This is a genomic window from Pantoea sp. PNT03 (assembly GCF_014852515.1).
GTDB classification, from domain to species: Bacteria; Pseudomonadota; Gammaproteobacteria; order Enterobacterales; family Enterobacteriaceae; genus Pantoea; species Pantoea leporis.
Genome location: NZ_JACVBT010000001.1, coordinates 537,271 through 552,627, shown reverse-complemented (window position 1 = coordinate 552,627; position 15,357 = coordinate 537,271). Strand labels below are relative to the sequence as shown.

Below are 15,357 nucleotides of genomic sequence, written 5' to 3'. Positions count from 1 at the left end.
TGATCTACAATGTGAAAAAATGATAATTCAGGGAGAGCAAGGTGATTCCGGTTGAACGTCATCAACAAATTTTAGCGCTGGTGGGCGAACGCGGCGTGGTTAGCATTGCCGAGCTCACTGAGCGCTTGGGTGTGTCGCATATGACGATACGTCGCGATGTGCAGAAGCTGGAAGAGCAAGGTGCGGTATTGTCTGTTTCGGGCGGCGTGCGCTCAGCAGATCGCCTGGCGGCGGAGCCATCGCATCTGGCGAAAACCAATATGTACAGCGGCGAGAAGATGGCGATTGGGCAGTATGCCGCGCGTCATATTCCGCGTAATAGCTGCATCTATCTCGATGCCGGCACTACCACACTGGCGCTGGCGCGCGAGTTGCTTGAGCGTGATGACTTGCTGGTGGTGACCAACGATTTCGTGATTGCGCGCCTGCTGATGGAGAGCAGCGGCTGCAAGTTGATTCACACCGGCGGCACGGTATGTCGTGAGAACCGATCCAGCGTCGGTGAAGCGGCCGCCAGAAGTTTGCGCCAGCTGGCGATCGATATCGCGTTTATCTCCGCGTCCTGCTGGGGCCCGCGCGGGCTGTTTACGCCGGATGAGGATAAGGTGCCGGTGAAGCTGGCGGCGAGCGATGTGAGTAGTAAGCGCGTGTTGTTAAGCGACAGTTCGAAGTACAACAAGATTGCGACGCATCTGGCGTTACCGCTGGAGCGGTTTGATACCTTGATTACCGATGCGGGGTTGAGTAAAGCGGGACGCGAGGCGTTGAGTGCGGGGAGTTGGGAGTTGGTGTTGGCGGGATAGTGCGTGCTGTCCCTATCGGTCGGTGCTCGCTGTCCCCCATCCCTGGTCCGTGCTTGCTGTCCCCCTCCTCGGTCCTCCCCCATAAATGGGGGAGGAAGATGGTGCTCTATACGAGTGAGGAGGTGCATGTGGCAGCGTCTCCTTCCCCCGCTTGCGGGGGAAGGCCGGGATGGGGGACAGCGACGTCGATCAAATCACACTTCTTCGCTGAACTGCGGAACCGGGTTGCGGAAGGTGCGGGTCACAAAGGCGAGGTAAATAATACCAATCGCTGCCCACACCAGGCCGAGCACCATGGAGGTCTCTTCCAGGTTAATCCACAACGCACCGACTGTCAGGGCACCCATTACCGGCAGCACCAGATAGTTGATGTGATCTTTCAGCGTCTTGTTACGCTTCTCACGGATCCAGAACTGCGCAATCACCGACAGGTTCACAAAGGTAAACGCCACCAGCGCACCGAAGTTAATCAGCGCAGTTGCGGTTACCAGGTCGAAGTTGATCGCCATCAGCGCGACCGCGCCCACCAGCAGCACGTTCAGTGACGGCGTGCGGTATTTCGGGTGCACGAAGCCAAAGAAACGCTGCGGGAACACGCCATCGCGGCCCATCACGTACATCAGACGTGAAACGCCTGCGTGCGCGGCCATACCGGATGCCAGCACCGTCACCACCGAGAAGATCAGGATGCCAATTTGCAGCGCTTTACCCGCCACGAACAGCATAATCTCTGGCTGTGAAGAGTCCGGATTCTGGAAACGCGAGATGTCCGGGAAGTACAGCTGCAGGAAGTAAGAAACCCCAATAAAGATCACACCACCAATCAGCGCGGTGAGGAAAATCGCGCGCGGGATGGTGCGTTCAGCATCTTTGGTCTCTTCTGACAGCGAACTGATACCGTCAAAGCCAAGGAACGAGAAGCAGAGAATAGTCGCACCGGTAATCATCGGGACTACGTGCGCATTCTCAGACCAGAACGGTCTGCTGCTGGTCAATGTCCCCTCGCCAACACCGTGTGCCACACCGTAAACCACCATGCCGGTAATCACTACCATCACTACCACCTGCAGCACCACGATCACGCTGTTGAAGTTGGCAACGGTTTTGATTCCACGCAGGTTGGAGATGGTCATAAAGGCCACCAGCAGCACCACGAAAATCCACGACGGAATGCCCGGCACCAGCGTCTCAAAGTAGCTTTTCGCCAGCAGGATGTTGATCATCGGCATGAACAAGTAGTCCAGCAGTGAGGACCAGCCAACCATAAAGCCGACGTGCGGACTGATTGCCTTCTGAGCATAGGTGTAAGCGGAGCCCGCAGATGGGAAGCGGCGTACCAGCTTGCCGTAGCTCACGGCAGTAAACAGAATCGCGATCAGGGCGAAAGCATAAGCGGTGGCGACGTGGCCGTCGGTCAATCCAGACACGATACCGAAAGTATCAAACAGGGTCATTGGCTGCATATACGCCAGGCCCATCATGACAACCGGGATCAGGGTCAGAGATTTTTTCAGGTGTGCACGCTGAGGTGCGGCAGAGGTGTTAAGCGACATTGTTCAGGCCCCCGCAGACGACAACCGCGATCGGTTGGGCTACAGGGCTACTGCGCAATTTGCTGCAGTGAGAAGTGATATAAGTGTTTACGATTGTCGCGGCGCCGTAGTCATCACGGAAGCGAGAACCAGCCTGCGCTGGTGCAATGTTAAACAGTCCCATCTTTGTTTTCCTCAAATCTCACGCACAAGCGTGTTTGTCAGTATCTATCTATCCGGATGCGTGTCCGGCCTCGTGTGAATGTCAGTGAGTACATCATGCAAAAAAATAACCGACGCGGTTAACGTCGGTTAGTTCTCATTTTGCAGGGCGCGTATTTTGCCCCAACTTATGCCATCGGCACAAGACGTTAGATCAATTCTTCCGGCACTCAGGCATTCTTGAGCATCCAGTCGATTTCCGTCGAGGTGATTAAGCGCTCAAACTGCATCAGTTCGTACTGTTTGCAGCTGTGCCACACCCCGCTAAAACGCTCGCCCAGCAGCTTTTGCAGCGGATAGCTATTCTCGAATTCATACAGCGCATCACTCTGCCGAATCGGTAATGCCAGCCCTTCTGCTTCATGTCCATTGCCCTGCACCGCATGCGGTAAAGGTAGCTGATTATCCAGACCGTGCAAAATACCGGCAAGAATTGTTGACACCACCAGATAGGGATTTGCATCCGCACCGGCCACGCGATACTCGATGCGATGGTTATCCGCATCGCCACAAGGCACACGCAGCGCAACCGTGCGGTTGTTGTGTCCCCATGACGCCTGTAGCGGTACATAGGCTTCCGGCAAGAAGCGGCGATAAGCGTTCACATTCGGCGCCAGCAACGCCATTGAAGCCGGCATTAAATCGATCATGCCCGCCAGCGCGCGTTTCATCAGCGGTGAATCGCTGCCGTCATCAAGCGCGAAAGCGTTGTGGTCGGCGGCATCCAGCATGCTGATGTGCACATGCATGCCGCTGCCTGCGTACTCTTCATAAGGCTTGGCCATGAAAGTGGCGGTCATGCCGTGATTTTCCGCCACCTGACGCACTAGCCGTTTCAGCTGAATAGCGTGATCGCAGGCTTTCAGCACGTCGCGCGTGTGATGCAGGTTGATTTCGAACTGGCCGGGCGACGCTTCCGCCAGCGCGCCATCGGCGGGAATGCCTTGCAGCTTGGCCAGATGGTCGATGTCCCGCAGTACGTCGGCGAAGTGATCGAGATTATCCACCGAATACACCTGGCTCTGCATATTGCGTTCGTCACTGCCCGGCGAGCACGGCGGCTGAATGAAGCCCTCCGCATCACGCTTTTTATCCACCAGATAGAACTCCAGCTCTACCGCTACCACCGGGAACAATCCTCGATTACGCAGCTGTTGCCACAGTCGATTGAGGACATTACGGGGTTCAACGTCAAAGGGAGTGCCATCTTGGTTACACATGGTCAGCAACAGCTGAGCGATGTGCGTGGGATCGGCGGCAGAAGGAATTAAGGTGCCGGGCACCGGCATGCAGAGGTGGTCGGGTTCGCCCAGTGACTGGCCCAGTCCGGCGTCTTCGACGGTGTTACCGAGAATATCCATAGCGAAAACCGAGGCCGGGAAGTAACACCCTTTTTCCAGTTTTGCCAATGCGGAGATGGGAATGCGTTTACCGCGAAATACCCCATTTAAATCATTAAGAAGAATATCGACATACTGCGTTTCAGGATGGCGTTCCAGCCAGGTTTTGACCTCCAGCTGGAACGCGCTTGTTCGCTTCTCTTCACTGTGTCGCGTGAAGTCTTCTACTTCTACGAGGTTCGTCATGATCCCACCCGCCCTTTACCGTTTAATATTGGTGCGCGCAATGCTCAAAATAACAGCCACTCCACTAACATAGCGCTAACGCAAAAAGTGTGCAAATGTAACAATTCTGTTTGAGGAATGAACGATCGGTTGCTAGATTGACAAAATATTGCACACTTTTAAGGCCAGCCGCGCATTTCCGGCGAAAATATTGAACAGCAACGCGGAGACGTTATGGGCATTATTTTTGACAAGCTCTTGATTGGCGTAGTGATGTGCCAGAACTTTATCGGCAGCCATCCAGGTCAAACGGTTCACAACAAATATCTCGACGCTATCGTGCTTGCCGGTGGCGTGCCGCTGCCCTTGCCGCATCAACTGATGCAGGCACCTCATCTATTAGAAAACAGTATGACCGTACTGGATGGCATTTTGCTGACCGGCAGTCCCAGCAACATTGAACCCTGGCATTACGGCGCAGACGGTAAAGAGGCGCATGCCGATCCAGCGCGCGATCGCCTCGCCTTTGGGCTCATCACCCATGCGATCGGTAAAAAGATGCCGATGTTCGGTATCTGTCGCGGTTTGCAGGAGCTGGTGGTCGCTAATGGCGGTGCGCTGCATCGCCAGCTGCATATGACACATCTGTTTCAGGAGCATCGCGAAAACGACGCGTTATCGCTGGATGAGCAATACGCGCCGGCACATACCGTGCAGCCAGAAGTGGATGGCCTGCTGAGCCAACTGCTCGGCAGCGCCGAACCTTTTGCGGTGAACTCGCTGCACGGGCAAGGCATCCGCGAAACCGGTCCACAGCTGCGTATCGAAGCACGCGCGCCTGACGGGCTGATTGAAGCCGTAAGCCTGCCAAAGCACCCTTTCGCTCTTGCGGTGCAATGGCATCCGGAATGGCACTCCGAACGTGATCCGATCTCGCGCCGTCTGTTTGAGGCCTTTATCCACGCCGCGGTCTGTTATCACAAGGAAAAACAGCCATGAATGATGCCACTCTGGCACCTGGACGTCGCTTATCGCAGATCCGGCAGGAGTTGGGATTGTCTCAGCGTCGCGTCGCTGAGTTATCAGGTTTAACGCACAGCGCCATTAGCACTATCGAACAGGACAAAGTGAGCCCGGCCGTCAGCACCTTACAGAAGCTGCTGAAAGTTTATGGGCTTTCGCTCTCAGAGTTTTTCTCCGAACCCAAAATCAATGCCACGCCGCGGGTGATTGTGCGCCCGGAAGAGTGCGTGGAGATCGGCAGCCTTGGCGTATCGCTGATGCTGATCGATAACGGTGCCGCACGGCGCGCGCTGGCGATGCTGCTGGAGCGTTATGAACCCGGCGCCAGCACCGGCGAGAAGTTACGCCATCCCGGCGAGGAAACCGGCACCGTGCTGGAAGGGGAAATCACGCTGGTGGTCAACGGCCAGAGTTACCATCTCTATCGCGGTGAAAGCTATGTGATTGATACCGGCTTGCCGCACAGTTTTACCAATACCTCAGATCAGCCGTGTCGCATTGTTAGCGCGCATACGCCCGCCAATTTCTAAGGTTTCGCGCTTAAGGAGGATGTCATGCAACATGTGGGAAGTTATTACGCCGCTACCGCCAACGCCCATGAGCCGTGGCCGGAGCTGCAAGAGTCAGTGCAGTGCGATGTCTGCATCATCGGCGGCGGCTTTACCGGACTCTCATCCGCGCTGTTTCTCACCGAAGCCGGTTACGACGTGGTGCTGCTTGAAGCGGCGAAAATCGGCTTTGGCGCCAGCGGCCGCAATGGCGGCCAGGTCGTCAACTCCTACAGCCGCAACGTGGATGTGATTGAGCAGCGCTACGGCAAACAGACCGCACAAATGCTTGGCAGCATGATGTTTGAAGGCGCGGAGATCATTCGCGACCGCATTGACCGTTACGCTATCGCCTGCGACTATCGCCCCGGCGGCATTTTCGCCGCACTGAATCAGCGGCAAATGGGCCATCTGCGCAGCCAAAAAGCCCTTTGGGCACGCTACGGCAATCACGATTTGGAGCTGCTCGACGAACGCGGCATTCGGCGCGAAGTAGCGACCGATCGCTACGTCGGTGGCTTACTCGATAAGCGCGGCGGGCATCTGCATCCGCTTAATCTGGCGCTGGGCGAAGCCGAAGCGATTCGCCGTCACGGCGGGCGCATTTATGAGCAGTCGGCGGCGATTGAAGTGAAATACGGCGCACCGCATCGCATAAAAACCGCTAAGGGCGAAGTCAGCGCCACCTTCGTGATTTTTGCCGGTAACGCTTATTTGCCGTCACAGCTTGAACCGCGCCTGACGGGCAAAAGCATGCCGTGCGGCTCGCAGATCGTCACCACCGAACCTTTAACGCGCGATCAGGCGCTGGGTTTGCTGCCGAACAATTACTGCGTTGAAGATTGTAACTATCTGCTCGACTACTTCCGCCTCACCGCCGATAACCGCCTGCTCTACGGCGGCGGCGTAGTGTATGGCGCACGCGAGCCGGATGACATCGAAGCGCTGATTCGCCCTAAGCTGCTGCGCACCTTTCCGCAGCTGCGTGACATCAAAATCAGCCACCGCTGGAGCGGCAATTTCCTGCTCACGCTATCGCGCATGCCGCAGTTTGGGCAGGTGGAGAAGAATGCGTTCTTTATGCAGGGCGACAGCGGACACGGCGTGACCTGTACGCATCTTTCGGGGAAGCTGATTGCTGAAGTGCTACGTGGGCACGCCGAGAGATTTGATGCGTTCGCGAAATTGCCGCATCTGCCGTTTCCAGGTGGAAGACGGTTTAAGGTGCCGCTTACCGCGATGGGAGCGGCGTGGTATGCGTTAAGGGATCGGTTTGGGGTTTAATCTGCTGCGCGCTGATGCCCTCACCCCGGCCCTCTGCTACGGGAGAGGGAGTAAAAGATTCCCTCGCCCGCCTGCGGGAGAGGATTAGGGTGAGGAGAAATTACTCCAGCGGCATTTTCATCGGGTCATCATACGTATACTCAAACCCCAGCTCACTCGCGATCTTCGAGCCATCAATCACCTTGCCGTTTGAACGCACTGGCTCAGCGACAAACGTCGGTGGTTCAAGCCCCAACTGCTTCGAAACGCTAGGATAGAAACTGTCGCGCGACGGATGTTTCGAGGCACATAAATTGTAAACATGCCCGCCTTTCGGGGTTTGCAGCAACAGCACAATCGCATCGACCACATCATCGAGATGCACCAGATTGACCGCATGACCGCCGTTTTCCAGCCCGGTTTTACCGGCAAGGAAACGACCTGGATGACGATTCGGCCCCACCAATCCTGCGAGGCGCACAATGTCCACGCTGGTGCCGGGCAAATCGTGCAGCCAGTTCTCCAGCTCTACCAACGTCTTGCCGGCGACGGTTTCCGGCTGCAGCGGACTGCTCTCTTTCATTACGCCCTCACCGCTGCCGTACACTGAGGTTGAGCTGGTGAAAATAATGCGCGGCACTTTCTTCGCCAGCGCGGTATCCACCACGTTCTGCACCGCCTGCATGTAATCTTCACCGCCTTTCACCGTGCGGCTGGCAGGTAACGTCACCACCAGCGCATCGACTGCCATCAGCGTATCTAACTCTTCGGCTTCACACTCCAGTTCGGGGGTCAGCACCAGCTGGAAGGCTTCAATGCCACAGCGGCGTGCGGCGTCCACGCCATCCGGCGAGGTTTTACTGCCGGTGACCTGCCAGCCGCGTGCCGTTAGCGCCATCGCCAGCGGCATACCCAGCCATCCCAGACCTACAATCGCGACCTTTTTCATATCGACTCCTGCTATGGGCTCACACTTCATCTTAGTGCGGTTAGATGTGCCAAACCAGCGCAAACTGTTTCGGGAGATTCCGGAAATTGACGGTTAAAAAAGGGTTGCCAATTGTCACCATCTTCGTTAGGTTATTCAGCACGCAAATGAATACTCATTCAGCAACGGAATTTACTATGACACGCGTTCAGTTCAACCACCATCATCACCATCACCCTGACTAGTCTTTCAGGCGATGTGTGCTGGGAGACGATTAGGATCTTCCAGTGGTGCGAACGCAAAGAGAGCCCCCGGAAGATCATCTTCCGGGGGTTTTTTTATGGGCGAACGCCAACCAACACGTTCAGACAGGATTGAATAAGAGGACAGGAACCATGTTAGATAACACCCGTATTCGCATAGCTATGCAGAAATCTGGCCGTTTAAGTGATGAATCACGCGAACTGCTGGCACGCTGCGGTATCAAAATTAACCTTCAGCAACAGCGTCTGATTGCGTTTGCGGAGAACATGCCGATCGACATCCTGCGTGTGCGCGATGACGATATCCCTGGCCTGGTAATGGATGGCGTGGTCGATCTCGGTATCGTCGGTGAAAATGTGCTGGAAGAGGAGCTGCTGAACCGTCGTGCTCAGGGCGAAGATCCGCGTTACTTCACGCTGCGTCGTCTGGATTTCGGCGGTTGTCGCCTGTCGCTGGCGATGCCGGTTGATGAAGAGTACACCGGCCCGCAATGCCTGAATAACGCCCGCATCGCCACCTCTTATCCACACCTGCTGAAGAAATACCTCGATAAACAAGGCATCGCCTTTAAATCCTGCCTGCTGAACGGATCGGTTGAAGTCGCACCACGCGCGGGTTTGGCCGATGCGATTTGTGACCTGGTTTCAACCGGCGCCACGCTGGAAGCCAACGGCCTGCGCGAAGTGGAAGTGATCTACCGCTCTAAAGCGGTGCTGATTCAGCGCGATGGCGAACTGCCGGCCGCCAAGCAAGAGCTGGTCGACAAAATGATGACGCGTATTCAGGGCGTAATTAAAGCGCGTGAATCCAAATACATCATGCTGCACGCGCCAAGCGAGCGCCTGGATGAAGTGATTGCGCTGCTGCCGGGCGCTGAGCGTCCAACCGTGCTGCCGCTGGCTGGCGATGTGAGCCGCGTGGCGATGCACATGGTGAGCAGCGAAACGCTGTTCTGGGAAACCATGGAAAAGTTGAAGTCGCTGGGTGCCAGCTCGATCCTCGTGCTGCCAATTGAAAAAATGTTGGAGTAATACGATGAGCACGCTGATGACACCCATTGATTGGCAGCAATGCAGCGCAGAGCAGCAGCAAGCGCTGCTGATGCGTCCGGCGATTTCGGCTTCAGAAACTATCAGCCAGATCGTGCGCGACGTGTTAGTGCAAGTGAAAGAGAGCGGCGATGCGGCGCTGCGTGAATTTAGCGCGCGCTTCGATAAAGCGCAGGTGGATAACCTGCGCGTCAGCGCCCAAGAGATGCAAGCGGCCAGCGATCGTTTGAGTGACACACTGAAGCAGGCGATGGCCGTGGCCGTGAGTAATATCGAGACTTTCCACAACGCGCAGATTCTGGCGGAAGTGGATGTGGAAACTCAGCCTGGTGTGCGCTGCCAGCAGATTACCCGTCCGGTGAAATCGGTGGGTTTGTACATTCCTGGCGGTTCCGCCCCGCTGTTCTCAACCGTATTGATGCTGGCGACACCGGCACGCATCGCCGGTTGCGGTCGCGTGGTGCTGTGCTCGCCGCCGCCAATTGCCGATGAAATTCTTTACGCGGCACAGCTGTGTGGCGTGAAAGAGGTGTTTCAGGTGGGCGGTTCACAAGCCATCGCCGCCCTCGCCTTCGGCACCGAAACCGTGCCGAAAGTGGACAAGATTTTTGGCCCTGGCAACGCCTACGTCACCGAAGCCAAACGTCAGGTTAGCCAACGGTTAGATGGCGCGGCAATTGATATGCCGGCCGGTCCATCGGAAGTGCTGGTGATTGCCGATGAAGGCGCCACGCCCGCGTTCGTGGCATCTGATTTGCTGTCGCAGGCGGAACACGGCCCGGATTCTCAGGTGATTCTGCTGACGCCGTCGCTGCAACTGGCCGAAGGCGTGGCGCAAGCGGTTGAAGAGCAACTGGCGCAGCTGCCGCGTGCGGCTACCGCACGTCAGGCGTTAGCGAGCAGCCGCCTGATTGTGCTGCGCGATTTGGAGCAGTGCATTGAGATCTCCAACCTGTACGGCCCGGAGCACCTGATCATTCAGACGCGTCAGCCGCGCGATCTGGTCGAAAGCATCACCAGCGCCGGTTCGGTATTCCTTGGCGACTGGTCCCCGGAATCGGCGGGCGATTACGCGTCCGGCACTAATCACGTGCTGCCGACCTACGGCTACACCGCGACCTGTTCCAGCCTTGGCCTGGCCGATTTCCAGAAACGTATGACGGTGCAAGAGCTGACGCCGCAAGGCTTCCTCAATCTTGCCGCGACGATTGAAACGCTGGCCGCCGCCGAGCAGTTGGAAGCCCACAAAAATGCCGTTAGCCTGCGTGTTGCCGCGCTGAAGGAGCAAGCATGAGCCTGAATATTGAAGAGTTAGCGCGCGCCAACGTGCGAGCGCTGACGCCGTATCAATCGGCGCGTCGTCTGGGTGGTAACGGTGATGTGTGGCTGAATGCCAACGAATTCCCATTGCCGGTACCGTTTGAGCTGTCGCAACAGACGCTGAACCGCTATCCGGAATGCCAGCCAAAGATTGTCATTGAGCGCTATGCCGCTTACGCCGGTTTGACGCAGGAGCAGGTTCTGGTCAGCCGCGGTGCGGATGAAGGTATCGAACTGCTGATGCGCGCGTTTTGTGAGCCGGGCAAAGATGCGATTCTGTTCTGCCCGCCAACCTACGGCATGTACAGCGTCAGCGCCGAAACCATCGGCATTGAATACCGCACCGTGGCGGCACTCGAAGACTGGCAGCTGAACTTGCCGGCCATTGCTGACCAGCTCGACGGCGTGAAAGTCGTCTATATGTGCAGCCCGAACAATCCGACCGGCAACCTGATCAATCAGGATGACATCCGCGAATTGCTGGCGATGACCGCCGGTAAAGCGTTGGTGGTGGCCGATGAAGCCTATATCGAGTTTTGCCCGGACGCGACGCTGGCGGGCTGGCTGCAGGAATATCCGCACTTAGTGATTCTGCGCACGCTGTCGAAAGCCTTTGCGCTGGCCGGTTTGCGCTGCGGCTTCACTCTGGCGAACAAGCCGGTTATCGATCTGCTGATGAAGGTGATTGCGCCCTATCCGCTGGCGACGCCGGTGGCGGATGTGGCTGGACAAGCGCTGAGCGAGCAAGGCATTACGCTGATGCGTCAACACGTTGCCGAGCTGAACGCCAATCGTGCCTGGCTGTTTGAGCAGTTGCCGCAGATTAGCGTAGTGCAGCAGGTGTTCCCGAGTGAAACCAACTATATTCTGGCGCGCTTCACTGATTCGCCAAAAGTGTTTAAAACGCTGTGGGATCAAGGCATTATTCTGCGCGACCAAAATAAAAACCCCGGCCTTGCGGGATGCCTGCGCATCTCCATCGGCACCCGTGAAGAGTGCGAGCGCCTGATCGCCGCGCTGCAAGCCTTATCAGTGGAGCAAGCATGAGTCAGAAGATCCTTTTTATCGACCGCGACGGCACCATCATTTCTGAGCCACCCACTGATTATCAGGTGGATCGCATGGAGAAACTGGCGTTTGAGAAGAACGCCATTCCGGCGCTGCTGGCGTTGCAGGCAGCGGGTTATCAGCTGGTGATGATCACCAATCAGGATGGCCTCGGCACCGACAGCTTCCCCCAGGCCGATTTTGACGGCCCGCACAACCTGATGATGCAGATTCTCCGCTCACAAGGCGTGAATTTCAGCGACATCCTGATCTGCCCGCATATGCCGGAAGATAACTGCGATTGCCGCAAGCCAAAGACCAAAATGGTGGAAGCCTGGCTGGCCGCCGGTGCGCTCGATACCGCCAACAGCTACGTGATTGGCGATCGTCTCACCGATATCCAGCTGGCGCAGAACATGGGCATTCAGGGCCTGCGTTACGGTGCGGAAGGCGAAGATTGGGATGCGATTCAGGCGCGCCTGACCCAGCGCGATCGTTACGCGCTGGTGCAACGCAACACCAAAGAGACGCAGATTAAAGTCGAAGTGTGGCTGGATCGTGAAGGCGGCAGCAAAATTAACACCGGCGTCGGCTTCTTCGATCACATGCTGGACCAGATTGCGGTGCACGGCGGCTTTCGCATGAACATTGATGTGAAAGGCGATCTCTACATCGACGATCACCACACCGTGGAAGATACCGGTCTGGCGCTCGGCGAAGCGCTGCTGAAAGCGCTGGGCGACAAACGTGGCATCGGCCGTTTCGGCTTTGTGTTGCCCATGGATGAGTGCCTGGCGCGCTGCGCGCTGGATATCTCCGGCCGTCCGCACATCGAATTCAAAGCCGAGTTCAGCTACCAGCGCGTGGGCGATCTCAGCACCGAGATGGTCGAGCACTTCTTCAGCTCTCTCTCCTACGCCATGATGAGCACGCTGCACCTGAAAACCAAAGGCCGCAACGATCACCATCGTGTGGAAAGCCTGTTTAAAGCCTTTGGCCGCACGCTGCGCCAGGCGATCCGCGTGGAAGGCAACACCTTGCCGAGCTCGAAAGGAGTGCTGTGATGAACGTGGTGATCCTCGATACCGGCTGCGCCAACCTGTCTTCAGTGAAGTGGGCGATTGAGCGCCTCGGTTATACGCCGCAGGTGAGCCGCGACCCGGATGTGGTGCTGCATGCCGACAAGCTGCTGCTGCCCGGCGTGGGCACCGCGCAGGCGGCGATGAATCAGCTGCAGGAGCGCGATCTCATCGACTTAATCAAAGCCTGTACTCAGCCGGTGCTCGGTATTTGCCTCGGCATGCAGCTGCTCGGTCGCGGTAGCGATGAGAACGGCGGCGTCACCACGCTCGGCCTGGTTGATGAGCCCGTCACGCTGATGGATACGCAGGATTTACCGCTGCCGCACATGGGCTGGAACCAGATCACCGCCAAAGCGGGCCATCATCTGTTCCGCGACATTCCCGATGGCAGCTACTTCTACTTCGTGCACAGCTACGCCATGCCGGTGAATGCAGCCACCATCGCCCAGTGCGATTACGGCTATCCGTTCACCGCTGCCCTGCAAAAAGATAACTTCTTCGGCGTGCAGTTTCACCCGGAGCGTTCAGGCAAAGCCGGCGCGCAGCTGCTGAAAAATTTCCTGGAGATGTGATGATTATCCCCGCATTAGATTTAATCGACGGCAAAGTGGTGCGCCTGCATCAGGGCGACTACGGCCAGCAGCGCGATTACGGTAGCGATCCGCTGCCGCGCTTACAGGATTACCAACGCCAGGGTGCTGAAGTGCTGCATCTGGTGGATTTGACCGGCGCGAAAGATCCGGCCAAACGTCAGATTCCCCTGCTCACCACCTTACTGCGCGGCGTGACCGTGCCGGTGCAGGTCGGCGGCGGCATCCGCCATCGCGATGACGTGGCGGCGCTGTTGGCAGCGGGTGCCACGCGCGTGGTGGTCGGTTCCACCGCGGTGAAGCAACCGGAAGAAGTCAAAAGTTGGTTTAACGAGTTTGGCGCCGACGCCATTGTGCTGGCATTAGATGTGCGCATTGATGCCAACAACCGCAAAGAGGTGGCGATCAGCGGCTGGCAGGAAGCGGCGGGCGTGACGCTGGAAGAGGTGATTGGCTGGTATCAGCCGGTTGGCCTTAAGCATGTGTTGTGCACTGACATTTCGCGCGACGGCACGCTGAGCGGATCCAACGTCGCGCTGTATAAAGAAGTGTCTGCGTCCTTCCCTGACATCGCCTTCCAGTCTTCAGGCGGCATCGGTTCGCTGGATGACATCGCGGCGTTACGCGGCAGCGGCGCACAGGGCGTGATCGTTGGTCGCGCGTTACTGGAAGATAAATTCACGGTGGCGGAGGCAATCGCATGCTGGCAAAACGGATAATTCCTTGTCTCGATGTGCGTGACGGGCAAGTGGTGAAAGGCGTTCAGTTCCGCAACCACGAAATCATCGGTGACATTGTGCCGCTGGCGCAGCGTTATGCGCAGGAAGGTGCGGACGAGCTGGTATTCTACGATATCACCGCCTCATCAGATGGCCGCGTCGTGGACAAAAGCTGGGTGTCGCGCGTGGCGGAAGTGATCGATATTCCTTTCTGCGTGGCGGGCGGCATTAAGAGCGAAGAAGACGCGGCGCGCATTCTGCAGTTTGGTGCCGACAAGATTTCCATCAACTCGCCAGCCTTAGCCGATCCGACGCTGATTACGCGCCTGGCCGATCGCTTTGGCGTGCAGTGCATCGTAGTGGGCATCGATACCTGGTTTGACGAAGTGAGCGGCAAATATCACGTCAATCAGTACACCGGCGACGAAGCGCGCACCAAAGTGACCACGTGGGAAACTCTGGATTGGGTACAGGAAGTGCAGAAGCTGGGCGCAGGCGAAATCGTCCTCAACATGATGAACCAGGATGGCGTGCGTAACGGCTACGACCTGGTGCAGCTGAAGAAAGTGCGCGATGTCTGCAAAGTGCCGCTGATCGCCTCCGGCGGCGCAGGCACCATGCCGCACTTCCTTGAAGCCTTTGAGCAGGCGAACGTCGATGGTGCACTGGCGGCTTCGGTGTTTCACAAACAAATTATCAATATCGGCGAGTTGAAAAACTTCCTGATCGACAACGGTGTGGAGATTCGCGCGTGTTAACTGCAGAACAACTGGCCAGGCTGGATTGGGTCAAAACCGCGGGCATGATGCCCGTTATCGTCCAGCACAACGTTTCCGGCGAAGTGCTGATGCACGGTTATATGAACGAAGAAGCGCTGCAAAAAACCCTCAGTGAGGGCAACGTCACCTTCTTCTCACGCACCAAAAACCGTTTATGGACCAAAGGCGAAACCTCTGGCCACTTCCTGCAAGTGGCGAGCATTACGCCGGACTGCGACAACGACACGCTGTTGGTGCTGGCCAATCCGATTGGCCCAACCTGCCATCTCGGCACTTCCAGCTGCTTCTCACCGGCTGCGCCAGACTGGACGTTCCTCTATCAGCTGGAGCAGCTGCTGGCCTCACGCAAAAGCGCCGATCCAGAGAGTTCGTACACCGCGAAGCTGTACGCCAGCGGCACCAAGCGCATCGCGCAGAAAGTGGGTGAAGAAGGCGTGGAAACGGCGTTGGCGGCAACGGTTAACGATCGTCACGAGTTGACCAATGAAGCTTCGGATCTGCTTTATCACCTGATGGTGCTGCTGCAGGATCAGGAGCTGGATTTGAGCACCATCATCAATAATCTGCGGGCGCGTCATAAATAACGTTTCGTAGGGTCGCCATTCATGGCGACCAATGTCCCA

General features: G+C 57.0%; 16 protein-coding genes and 1 other annotated feature. Of the genes, 13 read left to right on the top strand and 3 right to left on the bottom strand.

The genetic code is table 11. The features are described 5' to 3' along the window. Window positions 1-41: 41 nt before the first annotated feature. Window positions 42-803 carry a DNA-binding transcriptional repressor YgbI gene (gene ygbI, locus IB226_RS02630; RefSeq protein WP_101763401.1) on the top strand — a complete coding sequence of 254 codons (762 nt, stop codon included), beginning with the start codon at window positions 42-44 and terminating at the stop codon, window positions 801-803. Between the two features lie 194 nt (window positions 804-997). Here ygbI and IB226_RS02625 read toward each other — a convergent pair whose 3' ends face one another. After that, window positions 998-2,356: an APC family permease gene (locus IB226_RS02625; RefSeq protein ID WP_101763400.1), complete on the bottom strand. Its 1,359-nt coding sequence runs from the start codon at window positions 2,354-2,356 to the stop codon at window positions 998-1,000. A 371-nt stretch (window positions 2,357-2,727) separates the two neighbouring features. Then, window positions 2,728-4,143, bottom strand: a complete 1,416-nt coding sequence (locus IB226_RS02620) for a glutamine synthetase family protein (protein WP_101763399.1) — start codon at window positions 4,141-4,143, stop codon at window positions 2,728-2,730. A gap of 213 nt (window positions 4,144-4,356) precedes the next feature. Between IB226_RS02620 and puuD the strand changes: the two genes are divergently transcribed. From puuD to IB226_RS02605, 3 genes are read left to right on the top strand one after another with little or no spacing between them, the layout of a single operon-like run. After that, on the top strand, window positions 4,357-5,121 hold the full coding sequence (gene puuD / locus IB226_RS02615; RefSeq protein ID WP_192233434.1) for a gamma-glutamyl-gamma-aminobutyrate hydrolase: 765 nt from the start codon (window positions 4,357-4,359) through the stop codon (window positions 5,119-5,121). Beyond that, entirely contained in the window at window positions 5,118-5,675 is a 558-nt protein-coding gene (gene puuR, locus IB226_RS02610; protein ID WP_008104818.1) for an HTH-type transcriptional regulator PuuR, read from the top strand. Before puuD ends, puuR begins: the two co-directional genes overlap by 4 nt. Window positions 5,676-5,699: 24 nt before the next feature. Further along, the gene (locus IB226_RS02605; RefSeq protein ID WP_192233432.1) at window positions 5,700-6,977 is read left to right on the top strand and encodes an FAD-binding oxidoreductase; all 1,278 of its coding nucleotides are present in this window, start codon (window positions 5,700-5,702) and stop codon (window positions 6,975-6,977) included. A 100-nt stretch (window positions 6,978-7,077) separates the two neighbouring features. Here the strand turns inward: IB226_RS02605 and IB226_RS02600 are convergent, their stop codons facing one another. Further along, entirely contained in the window at window positions 7,078-7,905 is an 828-nt protein-coding gene (locus tag IB226_RS02600; RefSeq protein WP_192233430.1) for an SDR family oxidoreductase, read from the bottom strand. A 176-nt stretch (window positions 7,906-8,081) separates the two neighbouring features. Here IB226_RS02600 and hisL point away from each other — a divergent pair, with 176 nt between their 5' ends. The 9 genes from hisL (at window position 8,082) to hisIE (ending at window position 15,318) form a co-directional block, all read left to right on the top strand. Next, complete coding sequence (gene hisL / locus IB226_RS02595; protein ID WP_100396937.1) at window positions 8,082-8,129, top strand: his operon leader peptide; 48 nt, start codon at window positions 8,082-8,084, stop codon at window positions 8,127-8,129. Next, window positions 8,105-8,226, top strand: a sequence feature (His leader region). (Overlaps the previous gene by 25 nt.) Before the next feature lie 53 nt (window positions 8,227-8,279). Beyond that, on the top strand, window positions 8,280-9,179 hold the full coding sequence (hisG, locus tag IB226_RS02590) for an ATP phosphoribosyltransferase (RefSeq protein ID WP_137386095.1): 900 nt from the start codon (window positions 8,280-8,282) through the stop codon (window positions 9,177-9,179). 4 nt (window positions 9,180-9,183) lie between these two features. Further along, window positions 9,184-10,491, top strand: coding sequence for a histidinol dehydrogenase (gene hisD / locus IB226_RS02585; protein WP_192233428.1), 1,308 nt, complete (start codon window positions 9,184-9,186; stop codon window positions 10,489-10,491). Continuing rightward, window positions 10,488-11,564 carry a histidinol-phosphate transaminase gene (gene hisC, locus IB226_RS02580; protein WP_192233426.1) on the top strand — a complete coding sequence of 359 codons (1,077 nt, stop codon included), beginning with the start codon at window positions 10,488-10,490 and terminating at the stop codon, window positions 11,562-11,564. Before hisD ends, hisC begins: the two co-directional genes overlap by 4 nt. After that, a complete protein-coding gene (gene hisB / locus IB226_RS02575; RefSeq protein ID WP_192233424.1) occupies window positions 11,561-12,628 on the top strand; it encodes a bifunctional histidinol-phosphatase/imidazoleglycerol-phosphate dehydratase HisB in 1,068 nt (355 codons plus the stop codon). The genes hisC and hisB overlap by 4 nt, the downstream gene beginning before the upstream one ends. Continuing rightward, a complete protein-coding gene (hisH, locus tag IB226_RS02570) occupies window positions 12,628-13,218 on the top strand; it encodes an imidazole glycerol phosphate synthase subunit HisH (protein WP_101763389.1) in 591 nt (196 codons plus the stop codon). Before hisB ends, hisH begins: the two co-directional genes overlap by 1 nt. Beyond that, entirely contained in the window at window positions 13,218-13,955 is a 738-nt protein-coding gene (hisA, locus tag IB226_RS02565; protein WP_192233422.1) for a 1-(5-phosphoribosyl)-5-[(5-phosphoribosylamino)methylideneamino]imidazole-4-carboxamide isomerase, read from the top strand. Before hisH ends, hisA begins: the two co-directional genes overlap by 1 nt. After that, window positions 13,937-14,713 (top strand): imidazole glycerol phosphate synthase subunit HisF, encoded by a 777-nt coding sequence (gene hisF / locus IB226_RS02560; protein WP_192233420.1) that lies wholly within the window; start codon window positions 13,937-13,939, stop codon window positions 14,711-14,713. The genes hisA and hisF overlap by 19 nt, the downstream gene beginning before the upstream one ends. Then, window positions 14,707-15,318 (top strand): bifunctional phosphoribosyl-AMP cyclohydrolase/phosphoribosyl-ATP diphosphatase HisIE, encoded by a 612-nt coding sequence (hisIE, locus tag IB226_RS02555; protein WP_101763386.1) that lies wholly within the window; start codon window positions 14,707-14,709, stop codon window positions 15,316-15,318. Before hisF ends, hisIE begins: the two co-directional genes overlap by 7 nt. Window positions 15,319-15,357 lie beyond the last annotated feature (39 nt).